The organism is Pseudomonas sp. SA195 (assembly GCF_054131565.1).
Window position 1 is genome coordinate 2,372,052 of sequence record NZ_CP096392.1, and the last position, 14,831, is coordinate 2,386,882.

Genomic DNA, 14,831 nt, shown 5'->3' on the forward strand with positions numbered 1-14,831 from the left:
CCAGGAGCCACGTCGCCAGCGGCGGTTTCGCTGGCGGCCTCGGTTCACTACCGCAGTGCATTCGCCGACGTGCGGTAGTGAACCCAGGCCATTGCGACCAGTCCCAACCCGGGCGTGTCCTGCGTGGCTCACGCCTAACGCGGCCCTACCAATGAACCCGACGGATGTGTCCTGCCAGCCGCAGGCAGGTTGTCCCTCCGTGATGGATCACACCCAAATGCCCGCATCCCGCCTCGTCTTCGCCCTTGCTCTGCTGATCATCAGCGCGCTCGACCTTCAACCTGCGCTAGCGGGTGGCGCCATTACCAATGCCACGCTGCCTGCCGGCAAACCGGGCAATGTCCGGTTGATGGTCAACACCATCCGCGGCGGCAAAGCGATGGACGTGAACAATGAAACCGACGTGCCGGTGGAAGTGGTGCTGCGCCTGACCCGACTGGTCAACGTCACCGGCGTTGGCAAGGGTGTGGTTCGCAAGACAGTTCCGGCCCGCACGCGGCTGCGCGTCGCCACCCTGCGCAAACGCCAGGCCGGCTACCCAATGATGTACCAGCAGTCGTTCAGCTATGCGCTGATCTATTCGCCGGAGCCCGGCAAAGCCGGTTCGGTCGGTGGCCACGCCTACGCCCTGCCGTGGAAAGGTGGCCCCTTCCACATATCCCAGGGCGCCGGTGGAGATTTCAGCCACAACTCGCCGAAGGGGCGCTATGCCGTGGATGTCGCCATGCCGGTCGGCACGCCTATCGTGGCAGCACGCGACGGCATCGTGGTCGAGGTGCATGACGGCCAGGGTGGCCGCCTGCCCAATCCGGCGGGCAACTACGTGCGTGTCGAACATGCTGACGGCACCCACAGCGCCTACCTGCACCTCAAACGCGGCTCGGTCAGTGTCACCCGCGGGCAGAAGGTCAAGACCGGCACCTTGCTCGGCCACTCCGGCAACACCGGCCGAAGCACCGGCCCGCACTTGCACTTCGTGGTGCAGAAGCCCTACGGCGATTCCCTCGTCTCCATCCCCTTCCGCTTCAACCGCCCCGTCAGCGCCCTTCCCAATTTCGCGCGCAATGACTGAGTCCGCCTGGTCTCAGCCCGCTTCTATCGGTGCTCAGCCAATGCGCCTGTAGGCGCGCGCTTGCTCGCGATTTAAATCGCGGCGTGGCACCGGATCGCCAGCAAGCTGGCTCCTACGAAAGCAAGGGGATTGGGCGTGAAGATGGCTTCCCTCGGGTGGTGGGTCCTGGTCCGTGTAGGAGCGAGCTTGCTCGCGATCGAGGTCTCGGCGTGGCGCCGGATCGCCAGCAAGCTGGCTCCTACTAAAGCGGATTGGCGTGAAGATGCTTCCCACGGGTGATGAGTCATGGTCCGTGTAGGAGCGAGCTTGCTCGCGATCGAGGTCACGGCGTTGCTTCGGATCGCCAGCAAGCAGGCTCCTTCGAACGCGGATTGGGCCGCAACCCGCGATCAAAAGCGGCAGGCGTCTTAACCGTGCCGCTTCCAGTGGAATGTAAAGGTCTCTTCCGCGGCCATCCGTTGGAGGTGATCGGCGACGACATGCTCAAGCTTTTCTAGCTGCGCTTCATCTTCGGCGCGGACGCCGGCGGTCAGACTGCCCTCGCCAGCGGTGAGTTGGCAATGGCCACTGCCTAGCGGGATGCTGCCCTGCTGGTCGTCATAGGTGACGTCGAACTTATGGCTCCAGTGCTTACAGAGCCGGCGGATCAGGCGGCTCGGGTCGGCGGTGGTGATTTGTACGGTGGATTCGAGCATGTCGTCTCTCCTGAAGGTGTTAGCCGAATTGGAAGCCCGACAACGCCGTGTGCATGACGGTGTCGGAGAAGCTTTGGCGGCCGATGCTGTCCCCCGCGGCGCCGGCGGCCACCAGCAGCGGCAGCAGATGTTCCTCGGCGCGGGGCGGGTGGCAAAGTCGTGCAACCGGCGCTTGTGTCCAGCCGCGAAGAGCAGCTTCGCGTGCGGCACCCGTTGCTGACACGGTCTGGACCAGCCAGTCGTCGAACTGTTCTGAAATAGGCGTAAACGCGGGATCACCATAGCCGCGCATGTTGTGAAAGCTCATGCCGCTGCCCACGATCAGCACGCCTTCGTCGCGCAACGGTGCCAACGCGCGGCCAAGTGCCAGGTGAGCCTCAGCATCGAGGTCGCTGCGAAGGGAAACCTGCACGACAGGAATGTCCGCGTCGGGAAACATCAACTTAAGCGGCACGAAAACACCATGGTCGAGGCCGCGCTGCGGATCGCTCGCCGCCGGTATGTGCGCGTCGCACAGCCGCTTCACAATGGCGTCGGCGAGCGCTGGGCTGCCCGGTGCCGGGTAGGCAAGCTGGTAGGTGTGCTCGGGAAAACCGTAATAGTCGAAGATGAGTGCCGGGTTCGGATGAGCCGTGACACGGATCTGCGGCTCGAGCCAGTGTCCTGAGACGACCACGATGGCGCGTGGTCGCTCGGGCAACGTGGCAGCGATGTTCTCAAGGTAGGCGCGCATCCGATCCCAAGCGTCGGCCGGATTCCAATCCATGAAGAAGCAAGGGCCAGCGCCATGCGGGACGAACAGCGTCGGCATACGGCTCGGTCGATCGTTCATGGTTAAGCCTGCGTGGTCAGCGATGAGGCGGAAGTATGAATTACACTTCGGCAGGCGTTAAACCGCCAAAACACCACTACAGTTCTCACTGAAAGTAGGAAATCCGATGCTCGACCAAGTGACGGGAATGCGAGTGTTCGTCCGCGCCGCCCAGGCCGGCAGTCTGTCGGCAGCAGCACGGCTGGTCGGCATGTCTCCGGCGATGGCGACCAAACACGTGGATGCGCTCGAAAGCCGGCTGGGTGTGAAGCTGTTCCACCGCAGTACACGCCGGCTCAACCTGACCGCAGCGGGCACCAGCTACCTGGAGGCCTGCCTGCGCATCCTGCCGGAGATCGACGAAGCCGAGGCGAGCGTAGCCTCCCAGCGGGTCGAGGCGAAGGGGCTGCTCAGAATGAACGTGCCGCTTTCCTTCGGTACCCGCTACATCGCCCCGCTCCTTCCGGCTTTCAGTCGCCGGCACCCGGAGGTCAGCATCGAGCTCGGCTTCACGGACAGCCATGTGGACTTGATCGATGGCAACTGGGACATGGCCGTGCGTATTGGGCGTCTCGAAGACAGCCCCCTGCAGGCCCGCCGCCTGGTCGCCGACTGCCCGATGCTGCTGTGTGCGTCCCCGGGTTACTTGGCCGAACACGGCACCCCGCGGCGCACGGGTGAGCTGGCCCAGCACAATTGTTTGGGTTACAGCCTCTCCAGCATGGGCCCGAGGGAATGGGCATTCGGGCGCGCCGGCGAGGTGCGCGTGCCCATTTCCGGCAACCTGATCGCCAATAACGGAGCGGCACTGGTAGCCGCGGCCGAAGGTGACATGGGGTTGATCTACCAACCGACGTTCATCGTGTCCGCGGCGCTGGCACGGGGCACGCTGATCGCCCTGCAACTCGACCAGGAGCCGATGCGGCTCGGCGGTGTGTATGCCGTCTACCCACCCGACCGGCGCCCGCCTGCCAAGGTGCGCGCGATGGTCGATCATCTTGTCGAGGCGTTTTCCGGCGTGCTGCCCTGGGAACGGCAGGCTGACTGATCGGTCACCCGCTCCTCCTGGCTGGCCGTTGCGCTGCGCCGCAAAAAAAGATGAACCGTGAAAGCTGCGGTCAGTCCCAAGAACAGAGCAAGCCATTCAGCAGGAATGCGGCTGGAGCGCCCCGTGCGCGGCGCTTCGGAGTATCGCGACCCGGCTGTCAGGTGCCGGGCGCATCGAGGGAGGTCCAATCATCCGCGGGCAAGCATGCCTACCCGATCCAGACGGAGTAACCATGAAAGCTGTTGTCTATCACGGTGTCGGCGACATTCGCCTCGAAGACGTCGACGAGCCACGCATCCAGGAACCCACCGACGCCATCGTGCGCATCACCGCCTCGGCCATCTGCGGCACGGATCTGCATTTCGTGCGCGGCACGTTCAGCGGTATGAAGCCCGGTACCATTCTCGGCCACGAGGCCGTGGGAATCGTCGAAGCGCTGGGTGACGACGTGCGCAACCTTGAGATTGGCGACCGTGTCGTCGTGCCCTCGACCATCGCTTGCGGGAACTGCTCGTACTGCCGGGCCGGCTATTTCGCCCAGTGCGACGTGGCCAACCCGAATGGCAAGGAAGCCGGCACCTCCTTCTTCGGCGGCCCCGCCGCGACCGGCCCCTTCCACGGCCTGCAAGCCGAGAAGGCGCGGATTCCCTTCGCCAACATCGGCTTGGTGAAGCTGCCAGCCGAGATCACCGATGACCAGGCGATCCTGCTTTCGGACATCTTCCCGACCGGCTATTTCGGTGCCGAGATGGCCGAGATCGAGGCCGGCGACACGGTAGCGGTATACGGTTGCGGGCCGGTTGGCCAGTTCGCCATCGCCAGCGCCAAGCTGCTCGGCGCCGGCCGTGTGTTTGCGATCGACCAGTATGAAGACCGCCTCAAGATGGCCCGCCGCCAGGGCGCGGAAGTCATCGACTTTAACCGTGAAGATCCCGTCGAAACCATCAAGCGGCTCACCCGTGGCATCGGTGTTGATCGAGTCATCGACGCGGTCGGTGTAGATGCCGAGCACGGCTGCTGCTCCGGCAAACCGGCAGAAGGTGCCAGCAGCCAGGAAAACGGCCAGTGGCGCCCGGGCGATGCCCCTTCTCAGGCGCTGGAGTGGGGTGTTCAGAGCCTCGCCAAGGCCGGCACGCTGTCGATCATCGGCGTCTACCCGCCGGATGCGACGACCTTCCCGATCGGCATGGCGATGAACCGCAACATCACCATCAACATGGGCAACTGCCATCACCGGAAGTACATCCCGCGCTTGATCGAGATGGTCCAGGCCAAACGTATCGCGCCGGAAACCATCCTCACTCAGACGGAACCGATGCCCGATGCGATCGCCGCGTTCGAAGCATTCGATCGCCGCGAACGGGGCTGGATCAAGGTTGAACTGCAGCCGCAGCGCAGCGGGGCGAGCAAGACGGCCGAGGCGCAGGCGAGGGTCGACAAGGCCGTGGCCGACACCTTCCCGGCCAGCGACCCGACCAGCATGCAGAACCCGCGATAGGCCAAGGAGCGCGCGATGGCAGCCATCCATATCGGCATTTCAGGCTGGCGTTACGCACCCTGGCGAGGCGACTTCTACCCCAAGGGACTGGTCCAGAAAAAAGAGTTGAAGTTCGCCTCGCGTGCGGTCAGCAGCATCGAGATCAACGGCTCGTTCTACTCGCTGCAGCGACCGGAGCTCTACGCCGCCTGGTATGACGAAACGCCGGACGGCTTCGTCTTCAGCGTCAAGGCGCCGCGCTACATTACCCACATCCTGCGGCTGCGCGAGGTCGAGAAACCCATTGCCAACTTTCTTGCGTCGGGGGTGCTTGCGCTAAAGGACAAGCTCGGCCCGATGCTCTGGCAATTCCCGCCTTCATTCAAATTCGACGCCGAACGCTTCGAGGCCTTCCTCGCCTTGCTCCCGCATGACACCGAGGCGGCGCTGGAGATGGCCAAGGGCTGCGAGCCGCGCATGGAGGGCCGCAGCTACTTGCAGATCGACCGCAAGCGCAAGCTGCGCCATGCCGTGGAGATACGCAACGAAAGCTTTGTCGACCCTCACTTCATCGAACTGCTGCGCCGCTATGACGTGGCGCTGGTCATCGCCGATACCGCCGGTAAGTGGCCCTACCGCGAAGACCTGTGCAGCGACTTCGTCTACATCCGTCTACATGGCGCCGAGGAGCTTTACACCAGCGGCTACACCGACGACGCGCTGGACGCATGGTGCCGGCGTATCCAGCGCTGGAGCGAGGGCAAGCAGCCCGACGACGCACACCTGATCAGCGACCGCCCGCCGCCCGCACGCAAGCGGCGCGAGGTGTACTGCTATTTCGACAACGACGTGAAAGTCCGAGCGCCCTATGACGCTCGCCAACTGCTGCGTCGGCTTGGGCTGGAAGACGGCCTGCAGACCACCCCGGGGATATTGGAAGGAGTACCGGCTTGAATCTGGACAAGAACCATCCGCTGGACAGCAGCGACCTCGACGCCCATATGTCGACGGCGGTTAACGCGGTACGCGTGCTGACCGTCAACACGCATAAAGGCTTCACTGCCCTGAACAGACGTTTCATCCTGCCAGAGCTGCGCGAAGCCGTCCGGTCGGTCTCGGCTGACGTGGTGTTTCTGCAGGAGGTCCTCGGCACGCACGAGAAGCACGCCTTGCGCTTCCATGATTGGCCGAAAATGTCGCAGTACGAGTTTCTTGCCGACAGCATCTGGACCGACTTTGCCTACGGACGCAACGCCGTCTACCCCGACGGCGACCATGGCAATGCGCTGCTGTCGAAATTCCCCATCACCCGCTACGAAAATCTCGATATCTCAATTGCCGGCCCCGAGCGCCGCGGCCTGTTGCACAGCGTGCTGCAAGTGCCCGGGCACGATGAGTTCCATGCGATCTGCGTGCACCTGGGGTTACGCGAATCGCACCGCCAGCAGCAGTTGCGCCTGTTGTGCGAGCTACTCGACTCGCTGCCGAAGGATGCGCCCGTCGTGGTGGCTGGCGACTTCAACGACTGGCGCCTCAAGGGTGCACAGGTGCTCGACCGCTGCGCTGGCATGCACGAGGTGTTCGCGGTGTCTCATGGCAAGGTTGCCAAGACCTTTCCGGCGCGCTGGCCAATGCTCAGGCTCGATCGCATCTACGTGCGTAACGCGACCAGCCATCAGGCCAGGATTCTCGGTAACAAACCCTGGACGCACTTGTCCGATCATCTGCCCTTGGCGGTGGAGATACACCTATGAATTTTCACTGGAGAGACGGGAATCGTCTTCAGTTGCTGGAAAACGGAGAGGAATTTTTCCCCGCCGTATTCGAGGCCATCGCGGCCGCGAAAAGCGAAGTGCTGCTGGAAACCTTCATTTTCTTTAAAGACAAGGTCGGCTCGGAGCTGCAAAAAGTCCTGATCGACGCGGCGCAGCGTGGGGTCAGCGTCGACGTCACCGTTGACGGCTACGGCTCGGCAGACCTGGATGGCGAGTTCGCCGCAGCCATGACCCGTGCCGGCGTGCGCATCCACATGTTCGACCCCGGCAAGCGGTTGCTCGGCAAGCGCATCAACGTGTTCCGACGCATGCACCGCAAGATCGTGGTGATCGATGGCGAACTCGCTTTTATTGGGGGTATCAATTTCTCGGCCGATCACCTCGGTGATTTTGGCCCTGCTGCCAAGCAGGACTACGCCATGCATATCGAGGGACCGGTGGTGCACGACATCCATCGCTTCTCTCTTGCCGCCCTCGCCCACGGCCAGACGCCACGCCGCTGGTGGCACCGCCGCGATCGCAGCCATAGCAACGGCTATGCCGGCGCCAGCCGCGGCGAAGCCCGCGCGTTGTTCGTCACGCGCGACAACGCCAGCCACCGCAACGACATCGAAGAGCACTACCTACAGGCCATCCGCGACGCCCGCTCGCGGCTGCTGATCGCCAACGCGTATTTCTTCCCGGGCTACCGTGTGCTCCGCGAAATTCGCAACGCGGCGCGGCGTGGCGTGCGGGTCCGGCTGATTTTACAGGGGCAACCGGACATGCCGATCGCCAAGTTCGGCGCGCGCATGCTCTACAACTACCTGATGAGCGACGGGGTCGAGATCCACGAATACTGCCGCCGTCCGCTGCACGGCAAAGTCGCGCTGGCTGACTACGAATGGTCGACGGTCGGCTCGAGCAACCTCGACCCGCTGAGCCTATCGCTCAATCTGGAAGCCAACCTGATTATCCGCGACCACAGCTTCAACCGGCTGTTGCACGAGAAGCTCGACCGCCTGCTGCAGGAAGATTGCCGGCGCATTCCGCTGGAGCGCATCGTGCGGGGTTACTGGTGGCGGGCGCCGTTGATCTTCATCATTTTCCACTTCCTGCGGCACTTTCCGCAGTTGGTCGGGCTGTTTCCGGCTCACCGGCCGAAGCTCGAGCTGCTGGACCCGGAACCGGTCGAGCCCGCCCCCGCGCCGCTGCAGCGAGACCATCAATGACCGAAGCCCGCCACGACCCGCCACGCAGTCGCTGGAAACGAGCCTGGCCCGTCATCAAGAAGTTGCTGACTTACGCCTTCTTCATCCTCGTTGTGGGGCTGCTGGTGAGCCTCGCGCGCAACCTGGACTGGAGCGAAGTGGCGGCGACGCTGCGCAACTACAGTGGCACCACCCTGCTACTGGCTGGCGCCGCTACGCTGACGAGCTATGCGGTGTATTGCTGCTATGACGTGCTCGGCAAGCGGTACGCCCGGCATGACCTGCCGGTACGGCAGATTATCCCGGTGACCTTTGTCTGCTATGCCTTCAATCTCAACCTGAGCGCCTGGGTCGGCGGTATCGCCTTGCGCTACAGGTTGTACTCGCGGCTCGGCCTGCGCGCGTCACAAATCACCAGCGTGTTCACGCTGAGCATCCTGACCAACTGGCTGGGCTATCTCTGGCTGGCCGGGCTGATTTTCGCGATGGGCTGGATCAGCCCGCCGGCAGACTGGGAAATCGGCCAGACCGCGCTGCGTGTGCTGGGCTTCGTCCTGCTGCTAGCGGCGTTGGCGTATCTACTCGCGTGTGGGCTGTCCAAGCGTCGCCACTGGACGATCCGTAACCATGAGATCCACCTACCGTCGTTCCGGCTGGCCGCCTTCCAGATGCTGCTCGGCGCGTCGAACTGGTCGCTAATGGCGCTGGTGGTCTATTTCATGCTGTCGCAGCAAGCACCCTACCCCGAGGTGCTGGGCATCCTGATGATCAGCAGCATGGCGGGTGTGCTGGCACATATTCCAGCGGGCCTCGGCGTAATCGAGGCGGTGTTCGTCGCGATGCTGGCGGACGAGCTGAGCCAGGGTGCGATCGTCGGCGGGCTGATCGGCTATCGCGTCGTCTACTTCCTGGTGCCGCTGGTGTTCGCGACACTGGTGTACGTCGTCCTCGAAGCGCGTGCTAAAAAGCTGCGCACCGGGAACCAATCCCGCCCCAGCGAAGAACCTCAGCCGCGCCGCACCTGAGGCCAGACTTCACCGATTCATACGGTCGAGGCATGAAAAAGCCGGACCATCGAAAGATGGCCCGGCTTTTTTACCCCGCTTGGATCAGCCCTGCGGTCGAAGGATGATCACGCCCAGCGGCGGCAACGTGAGTGACAGCGAGACTTGCTCGCCGTGCGCCTCCACAGGCTCGGCGGCCATGCTGCCGCCGTTACCCACATTGGAACCACCGTAGCATTCGGCGTCGCTGTTGAAGATCTCCTGCCAACGGCAGTCGACCGGTACGCCAACACGGTACCCCTCGCGTACCACCGGCGTGAAGTTACCGACCACCAGCAACGGTTCACCTGCCGAGTTTCTGCGCAACCAGGCGAACACACTATTGGTGCGGTCGTCGCCGATCAGCCATTGAAAGCCCGCTGGGTCGGTATCGAGCTCATGGAGCGCCTGCTCTTCCACGTACAAGCGGTTGAGGTCGCGCACCAGGTTCTGAGCGCCGCGGTGATCGGCCTCGTCGAGCAGATGCCAGTCCAGCTCGCGATCATGGCTCCATTCGCGCCACTGACCGAACTCCGCGCCCATGAACAGCAGTTTCTTACCGGGGTGAGTCCACATGAAGGTCAGGTACGAGCGAAGATTGGCAAACTTCTGCCAGCGGTCACCCGGCATCTTGTCGATCAGCGAACCCTTGCCGTGCACGACTTCATCGTGGGAAATCGGCAGCACGAAGTGCTCCGAGTAGGCGTAGACCATGCCGAACGTCAGCTTGTCGTGGTGGTACTGCCGGTGGATCGGGTCCTCCTCGATGTACTTCAAGGTGTCGTGCATCCAGCCCATGTTCCACTTGTAGGCAAAGCCAAGCCCGCCCTCGGATGTAGGCTTGCTCACGCCGGGAAAGGCCGTCGATTCCTCGGCAATCACCAGAGCGCCGGGCGTCTCGGTCGCAACCACGTCGTTCAGGTGGCGCAGGAAGTCGATCGCTTCCAGGTTCTCGCGCCCACCGTGACGGTTGGGAATCCACTCGCCTTCTTTGCGCGAATAGTCGCGGTAAAGCATCGACGCAACCGCATCGACACGCAGCGCATCGACGTGAAATTCACGCAGCCAGTGCAGCGCGGAGGCCAGCATGAAGCCGTGCACCTCGGTGCGTCCCAGGTTGTAGATGTAGGTATCCCAATCCTGGTGGAACCCTTCGAAGGGGTGCGCGTATTCGTACAGCGCGGTGCCGTCGAATTCGCCGAGGCCATGGGCGTCGGTTGGAAAATGCGCCGGTACCCAATCCAGGATCACGCCGATACCGGCGTTGTGGCAGGCATCGACGAACGCGGCGAAGTCATGCGCGGTGCCGTAGCGCGCGCTCGGCGCAAACTGCGAGAGCAGCTGGTAGCCCCACGAGCCCCCAAAGGGATGCTCCATGATCGGCATGAGTTCGATATGAGTGAAACCCATGTCCACCACATAGGGAATCAACCGTTCGGCGAGCTCGTGCCAGTCGTAAAGGCGCCCATCGTCGCCCCCCTCGCGGCGCCATGACCCTGCGTGCAGCTCGTAGATGCTCATGGGCGCCTGGTAAGCGTGACGCGCCTGGCGTTGCTCCAGCCAGGCCTGGTCCTTCCATACGTAATCCAGCGGGCTGGCGATCACCGAGGCGGTGCCCGGTGGCATCTCGGTCGCAAGCGCGATGGGGTCCGCCTTCAAGGGCAGGATGCCGTGCTGGCCCAGGATCTCGTACTTATAGCGATCGCCAGGCTGTAGGCGAGGTATGAAAATTTCCCAGACGCCAGACGGGAAGCGCAAGCGCATCGGGTGGCGACGACCATCCCAGGCGTTGAAATCGCCTACTACCGAGACGCGCCGCGCATTTGGCGCCCAGACGGCAAACCGCACGCCTTGCACCCCGTCGACTTCCATCGGCTGAGCGCCGAAGACACGCCCGATCTCCCGGTGGTTGCCCTCGGAAAACAGATACATGTCCATCTCGCCCAGCTGCGGGCCGAAGCTGAACGGGTCTTCGGTGACTTGCTCACCCCCGGCCCAACGAATCCGCAACAGATAAGGCTGCTGGTTGGCCAGCCGGGTGAATAAGAAGCCCGGCGCCTGGCCTTGCTCCATGGCGGCGAGCACACGGGTTCCGCTGCGGTCCAGGACTTCGGCGCCGAGCGCGTTGGGCAAGTAAGCCCGTACCATCATGCCGTCTCCGTCCGGGTGTGGCCCGAGAATGGAAAACGGATCGCCATGTTCCGCGCGCACCAGCGCGTCAACGTCAGCGTCAGTTGGCAGCAGGTTTTCTCCGGGCATGGTCACGACCGGTCGATCACTCATTGGGAACCTCCATCGGAAATCTGTTGTGCCAGCTCGGCCAATCCCTGCAATGGAACCGACAGCCAGGCCGGACGGTTCTCTGCCTCGTACGCCACTTCATATGCAGTCTTTTCGATGCTGAACAGGGCAAGGGCCGCATCGGCACCGGCAGCGTCCTTCCAGGCATGCGGCATTTTTGCCGTCGCTTCGCGGTAAGCCTCGAGGAACACCCGCCGCGCGCTCTGCCGGTAGGTGTCGGATATGTTGCGCCGCGCCTGGTTGGCTTCTTCGGAGCTATCGCTTATCTGCGCGTTTCGCAGTGCCATGGCGGTGGCATATTCGAAGGACCGAAGCACGCCAGAAACATCCTTGAAGGGGCTCAGCTTGGCGCGCCGCTCTTCCAGCGAACGGGCGGGCTCGCCTTCGAAGTCGATGAAATAGGCATCGCCCTGCGCGACAAGGATTTGCCCGAGGTGCAGGTCGCCGTGCACCCGCGTGCGCAACCCGCCCAGGGTTCGGTCGGCCAGGCGCTTTACTTCGCCGAGCAAGGCTTTGCGTTGGCCGAGCAGCTGGTCAACCTGAGCGGCGGCCTTGCGGTCAAGATCGCCGCGCCGATCCTGCAACAGGTCCAGTGCACGCTCGACTTGCGCCGAGATGGATTGCGTCCATTCCTTCGCATCGGCGGCCTTGGTTTGCTCACCGGCGAAGGCCGGGTTGTCAGTCTTGACCGCGAGCGCCATGTGCATCTCGCCGAGGCGCTGGCCAAGCAGGCGATTGAAGGCCTCCAGTTCTTCCAGCGCGCTGTACTGGTTTTCGTGCAGGGACACGCCGCCAGCAATCTGGTCACGTACCGCCCGGTCCAGCGTATTGAGCGTCCACTCCCATGCGTCGCCTTGGTTATCGAGAAAACGCTGCACGACCATCAGCGCGTGCGGCTCGCCGTTCTTGTCGAACCGGCTGACCTGCCCGAGCATCGCCGAGATGTGCGTAAAGCCTTGCTCGGTAAGGAAACTGCCCATCTCCAACTCAGGGTGCATGCCCGCCGAAACCCGGCGCAACACCTTGATCATCATGCTGCTGTCGATGATGGCCGAACTGTTCGACTGCTCGGCCGTGAGGTAGCGCACTTCGGCGTCCTCCGGCAGTTCGATGTCCGCCAGCTGCGGCATCGGCTGAAAGCGAATCTCGCCGTCGCCGCACGGGAGCACCCGCTCCTCTCGCAGCGCCTGAATTACGCCCAGCACGAACTGTTTGAGCGCAAAGGCGTCGGTCAGCAACCCGACCTGGGGGCCACGGCGCACCCGCGCCATCGCCAGTTGTTGAGGCAGCGCGATGTCGAAGTCGTCTTCGTCGAGGAAACCCAGCGGCAGCTGGTACAGATCGGTGCGCCCGCCGGACTCTACAGAAATCTCGCTGAGCAGCACCGGGCGTTGCGGATCACCAAAAGGCACGCTGTAGCAGATCTTGATCGAATCGATCGGCGCGTCCTTGCTGGCGAACCAGCGACGCTTGGGCAGGTAGGCCGGCAGTGACTCGGTCTCCAGGATGCGCTTGTTCGATGTATTGAGCGCATCCAGGCGCTTGAGTACCAACGTCTGGAAGTCGGGCATGGTTTCCACCGGTTCCTGGTGCCAGCTGGGCATTTGGTGACTGGTCGCCAGCTGGAACCAATAAAAGCCATAGGGAGGCAGCGTGAGCAGGTACGGCAGTTGGCCGATGGGCGGAAATGCGCTGCCCCCAACCATCTCGACAGGCACCATTCCGGCGTAATGCGACAGTTCGAGTTCTGCCGCCTGGGCCGAACGCGAAACGTTGGCGACGCAGAAGATCACTTCCGTTTCGCCGGTCGGCCCCGTGAATTCGCGCAGGTAAGCAAGAATTCTGCGGTTGCTGGGTGCCAGCATCTTCAGCGTGCCGCGCCCGAAGGCCTTGAACTGCTTGCGGATCGAGAGCAGGCGCCGCGTCCAGTTAAGCAGCGAATGCGGGTCGCGCTGCTGCGCCTCGACGTTGATCGCCTGGTAGCCGTACAGCGGGTCCATGATCGGTGGCAGTACGAGGCTCGGCGGGTCCGCGCGGGAGAAGCCTCCGTTTCGGTCCAGCGACCATTGCATGGGCGTGCGCACCCCGTCGCGGTCGCCGAGGAAGATGTTGTCCCCCATACCGATCTCGTCGCCGTAATAGATCACCGGCGTACCGGGCATCGAAAGCAGCAAGCTGTTCAGCAGTTCGATGCGTCTGCGGTCGCGTTCGAGCAGCGGCGCCAGGCGCCTGCGGATACCGAGGTTAATGCGTGCGCGCTTGTCACTGGCGTAGTAGTTCCAGAGATAGTCGCGTTCGCGGTCGGTGACCATTTCCAGCGTCAGCTCATCGTGGTTGCGCAGGAAGATCGCCCACTGACAGTTCTCGGGAATATCGGGCGTCTGCCGAAGGATGTCCGTAATCGGAAAACGGTCCTCCTGGGCCAGCGCCATATACATGCGCGGCATCAACGGGAAATGGAACGCCATGTGGCACTCGTCGCCGAGCCCACCGTCTTCCCCGCCGAAGTACAGTTGGGTGTCTTCCGGCCACTGGTTGGCCTCGGCGAGCAACATCCGATCCGGGTAGTTGGCGTCGATTTCGGCGCGGATCTGCTTGAGCACCGCATGGGTCTCGGGCAGGTTCTCGTTATTGGTGCCGTCGCGCTCGACCAGATACGGAATCGCGTCCAGCCGAAGCCCATCGATCCCCAAATCCAGCCAGTAGCGCATGACGCTGAGCACAGCCTTCATGACTTGCGGGTTGTCGAAGTTGAGGTCCGGCTGATGCGAGTAGAAGCGGTGCCAGAAGTACTGCTTGGCGACTGGATCCCACGTCCAGTTGGACTTCTCGGTGTCGAGGAAGATGATCCGGGTGCCTTGGTATTTGTCGTCCGTATCGGACCAGACGTAGAAGTTGCGTGCCGCCGACCCCTTCTTGGCCTTGCGCGCGCGCTGGAACCAGGGATGCTGGTCCGAGGTGTGGTTGATCACCAGTTCGGTGATGACGCGCAGCCCGCGCTTGTGTGCCTCGGCAATGAAACGCTTGGCATCGGCCATGGTGCCGTAGTCTGAATGCACGCCACGGTATTCCGCGATGTCGTAGCCGTCGTCACGGCGCGGCGAGGGGTAGAACGGCAACAGCCAAATCGTGTTCACGCCGAGATCAGCGATGTAATCGAGCTTATCGATCAAGCCCTCGAAATCACCGACGCCATCGTTGTTGGAGTCGAAGAAAGACTTGAGGTGGACCTGATACACCACCGCGTCTTTGTACCAGAGGGGGTCTTTGATGAAGGCCGCCGGTTTACGTGCTCTCGCCATGTCTCATTCCCCTGTTCCGCTTCGCCCCGCCAGCTGCAAGGGCGAAAAGCAGTCAGCGACTGGCAGGCTCTAATCGCTATCAAGAAAGCCACGCATGCCACTGAAGTTGTTAGCGTT

General features: G+C 62.9%; 11 protein-coding genes. 7 read left to right on the forward strand and 4 right to left on the reverse strand.

Going from position 1 to position 14,831, the window contains the following annotated elements; all coding sequences use genetic code 11:
* Positions 1–217 precede the first annotated feature (217 nt).
* Positions 218–1,072 (forward strand): M23 family metallopeptidase, encoded by an 855-nt coding sequence (locus M1D78_RS10985; RefSeq protein WP_437419230.1) that lies wholly within the window; start codon positions 218–220, stop codon positions 1,070–1,072.
* Positions 1,073–1,479: 407 nt separating this feature from the next.
* Here M1D78_RS10985 and M1D78_RS10990 read toward each other — a convergent pair whose 3' ends face one another.
* Positions 1,480–1,767: a DUF2218 domain-containing protein gene (locus M1D78_RS10990; protein ID WP_437419229.1), complete on the reverse strand. Its 288-nt coding sequence runs from the start codon at positions 1,765–1,767 to the stop codon at positions 1,480–1,482.
* A 19-nt stretch (positions 1,768–1,786) separates the two neighbouring features.
* The gene (locus tag M1D78_RS10995; RefSeq protein WP_437419228.1) at positions 1,787–2,578 is read right to left on the reverse strand and encodes a DODA-type extradiol aromatic ring-opening family dioxygenase; all 792 of its coding nucleotides are present in this window, start codon (positions 2,576–2,578) and stop codon (positions 1,787–1,789) included.
* 127 nt (positions 2,579–2,705) lie between these two features.
* On the opposite strand from M1D78_RS10995, the gene M1D78_RS11000 reads away from it, so the two are divergent.
* The 6 genes from M1D78_RS11000 to M1D78_RS11025 all read left to right on the forward strand — a co-directional run bounded on the left by M1D78_RS11000 (position 2,706) and on the right by M1D78_RS11025 (position 9,093).
* Positions 2,706–3,626 carry a LysR family transcriptional regulator gene (locus M1D78_RS11000; protein ID WP_437419227.1) on the forward strand — a complete coding sequence of 307 codons (921 nt, stop codon included), beginning with the start codon at positions 2,706–2,708 and terminating at the stop codon, positions 3,624–3,626.
* A gap of 232 nt (positions 3,627–3,858) precedes the next feature.
* Positions 3,859–5,124 (forward strand): zinc-dependent alcohol dehydrogenase, encoded by a 1,266-nt coding sequence (locus tag M1D78_RS11005; protein ID WP_437419226.1) that lies wholly within the window; start codon positions 3,859–3,861, stop codon positions 5,122–5,124.
* A gap of 15 nt (positions 5,125–5,139) precedes the next feature.
* Positions 5,140–6,057, forward strand: a complete 918-nt coding sequence (locus M1D78_RS11010) for a DUF72 domain-containing protein (RefSeq protein WP_437419225.1) — start codon at positions 5,140–5,142, stop codon at positions 6,055–6,057.
* Entirely contained in the window at positions 6,054–6,857 is an 804-nt protein-coding gene (locus M1D78_RS11015) for an endonuclease/exonuclease/phosphatase family protein (protein ID WP_437419224.1), read from the forward strand. The genes M1D78_RS11010 and M1D78_RS11015 overlap by 4 nt, the downstream gene beginning before the upstream one ends.
* The gene (gene clsB / locus M1D78_RS11020) at positions 6,854–8,089 is read left to right on the forward strand and encodes a cardiolipin synthase ClsB (RefSeq protein ID WP_437419223.1); all 1,236 of its coding nucleotides are present in this window, start codon (positions 6,854–6,856) and stop codon (positions 8,087–8,089) included. The genes M1D78_RS11015 and clsB overlap by 4 nt, the downstream gene beginning before the upstream one ends.
* Positions 8,086–9,093: a lysylphosphatidylglycerol synthase domain-containing protein gene (locus M1D78_RS11025; protein WP_437419222.1), complete on the forward strand. Its 1,008-nt coding sequence runs from the start codon at positions 8,086–8,088 to the stop codon at positions 9,091–9,093. Before clsB ends, M1D78_RS11025 begins: the two co-directional genes overlap by 4 nt.
* A gap of 84 nt (positions 9,094–9,177) precedes the next feature.
* Here the strand turns inward: M1D78_RS11025 and glgB are convergent, their stop codons facing one another.
* Both glgB and treS read right to left on the reverse strand, forming a co-directional pair.
* Entirely contained in the window at positions 9,178–11,394 is a 2,217-nt protein-coding gene (gene glgB / locus M1D78_RS11030) for a 1,4-alpha-glucan branching protein GlgB (protein ID WP_437419221.1), read from the reverse strand.
* Positions 11,391–14,714 carry a maltose alpha-D-glucosyltransferase gene (gene treS, locus M1D78_RS11035; protein ID WP_437419220.1) on the reverse strand — a complete coding sequence of 1,108 codons (3,324 nt, stop codon included), beginning with the start codon at positions 14,712–14,714 and terminating at the stop codon, positions 11,391–11,393. Before treS ends, glgB begins: the two co-directional genes overlap by 4 nt.
* Between the last annotated feature and the right edge of the window lie 117 nt (positions 14,715–14,831).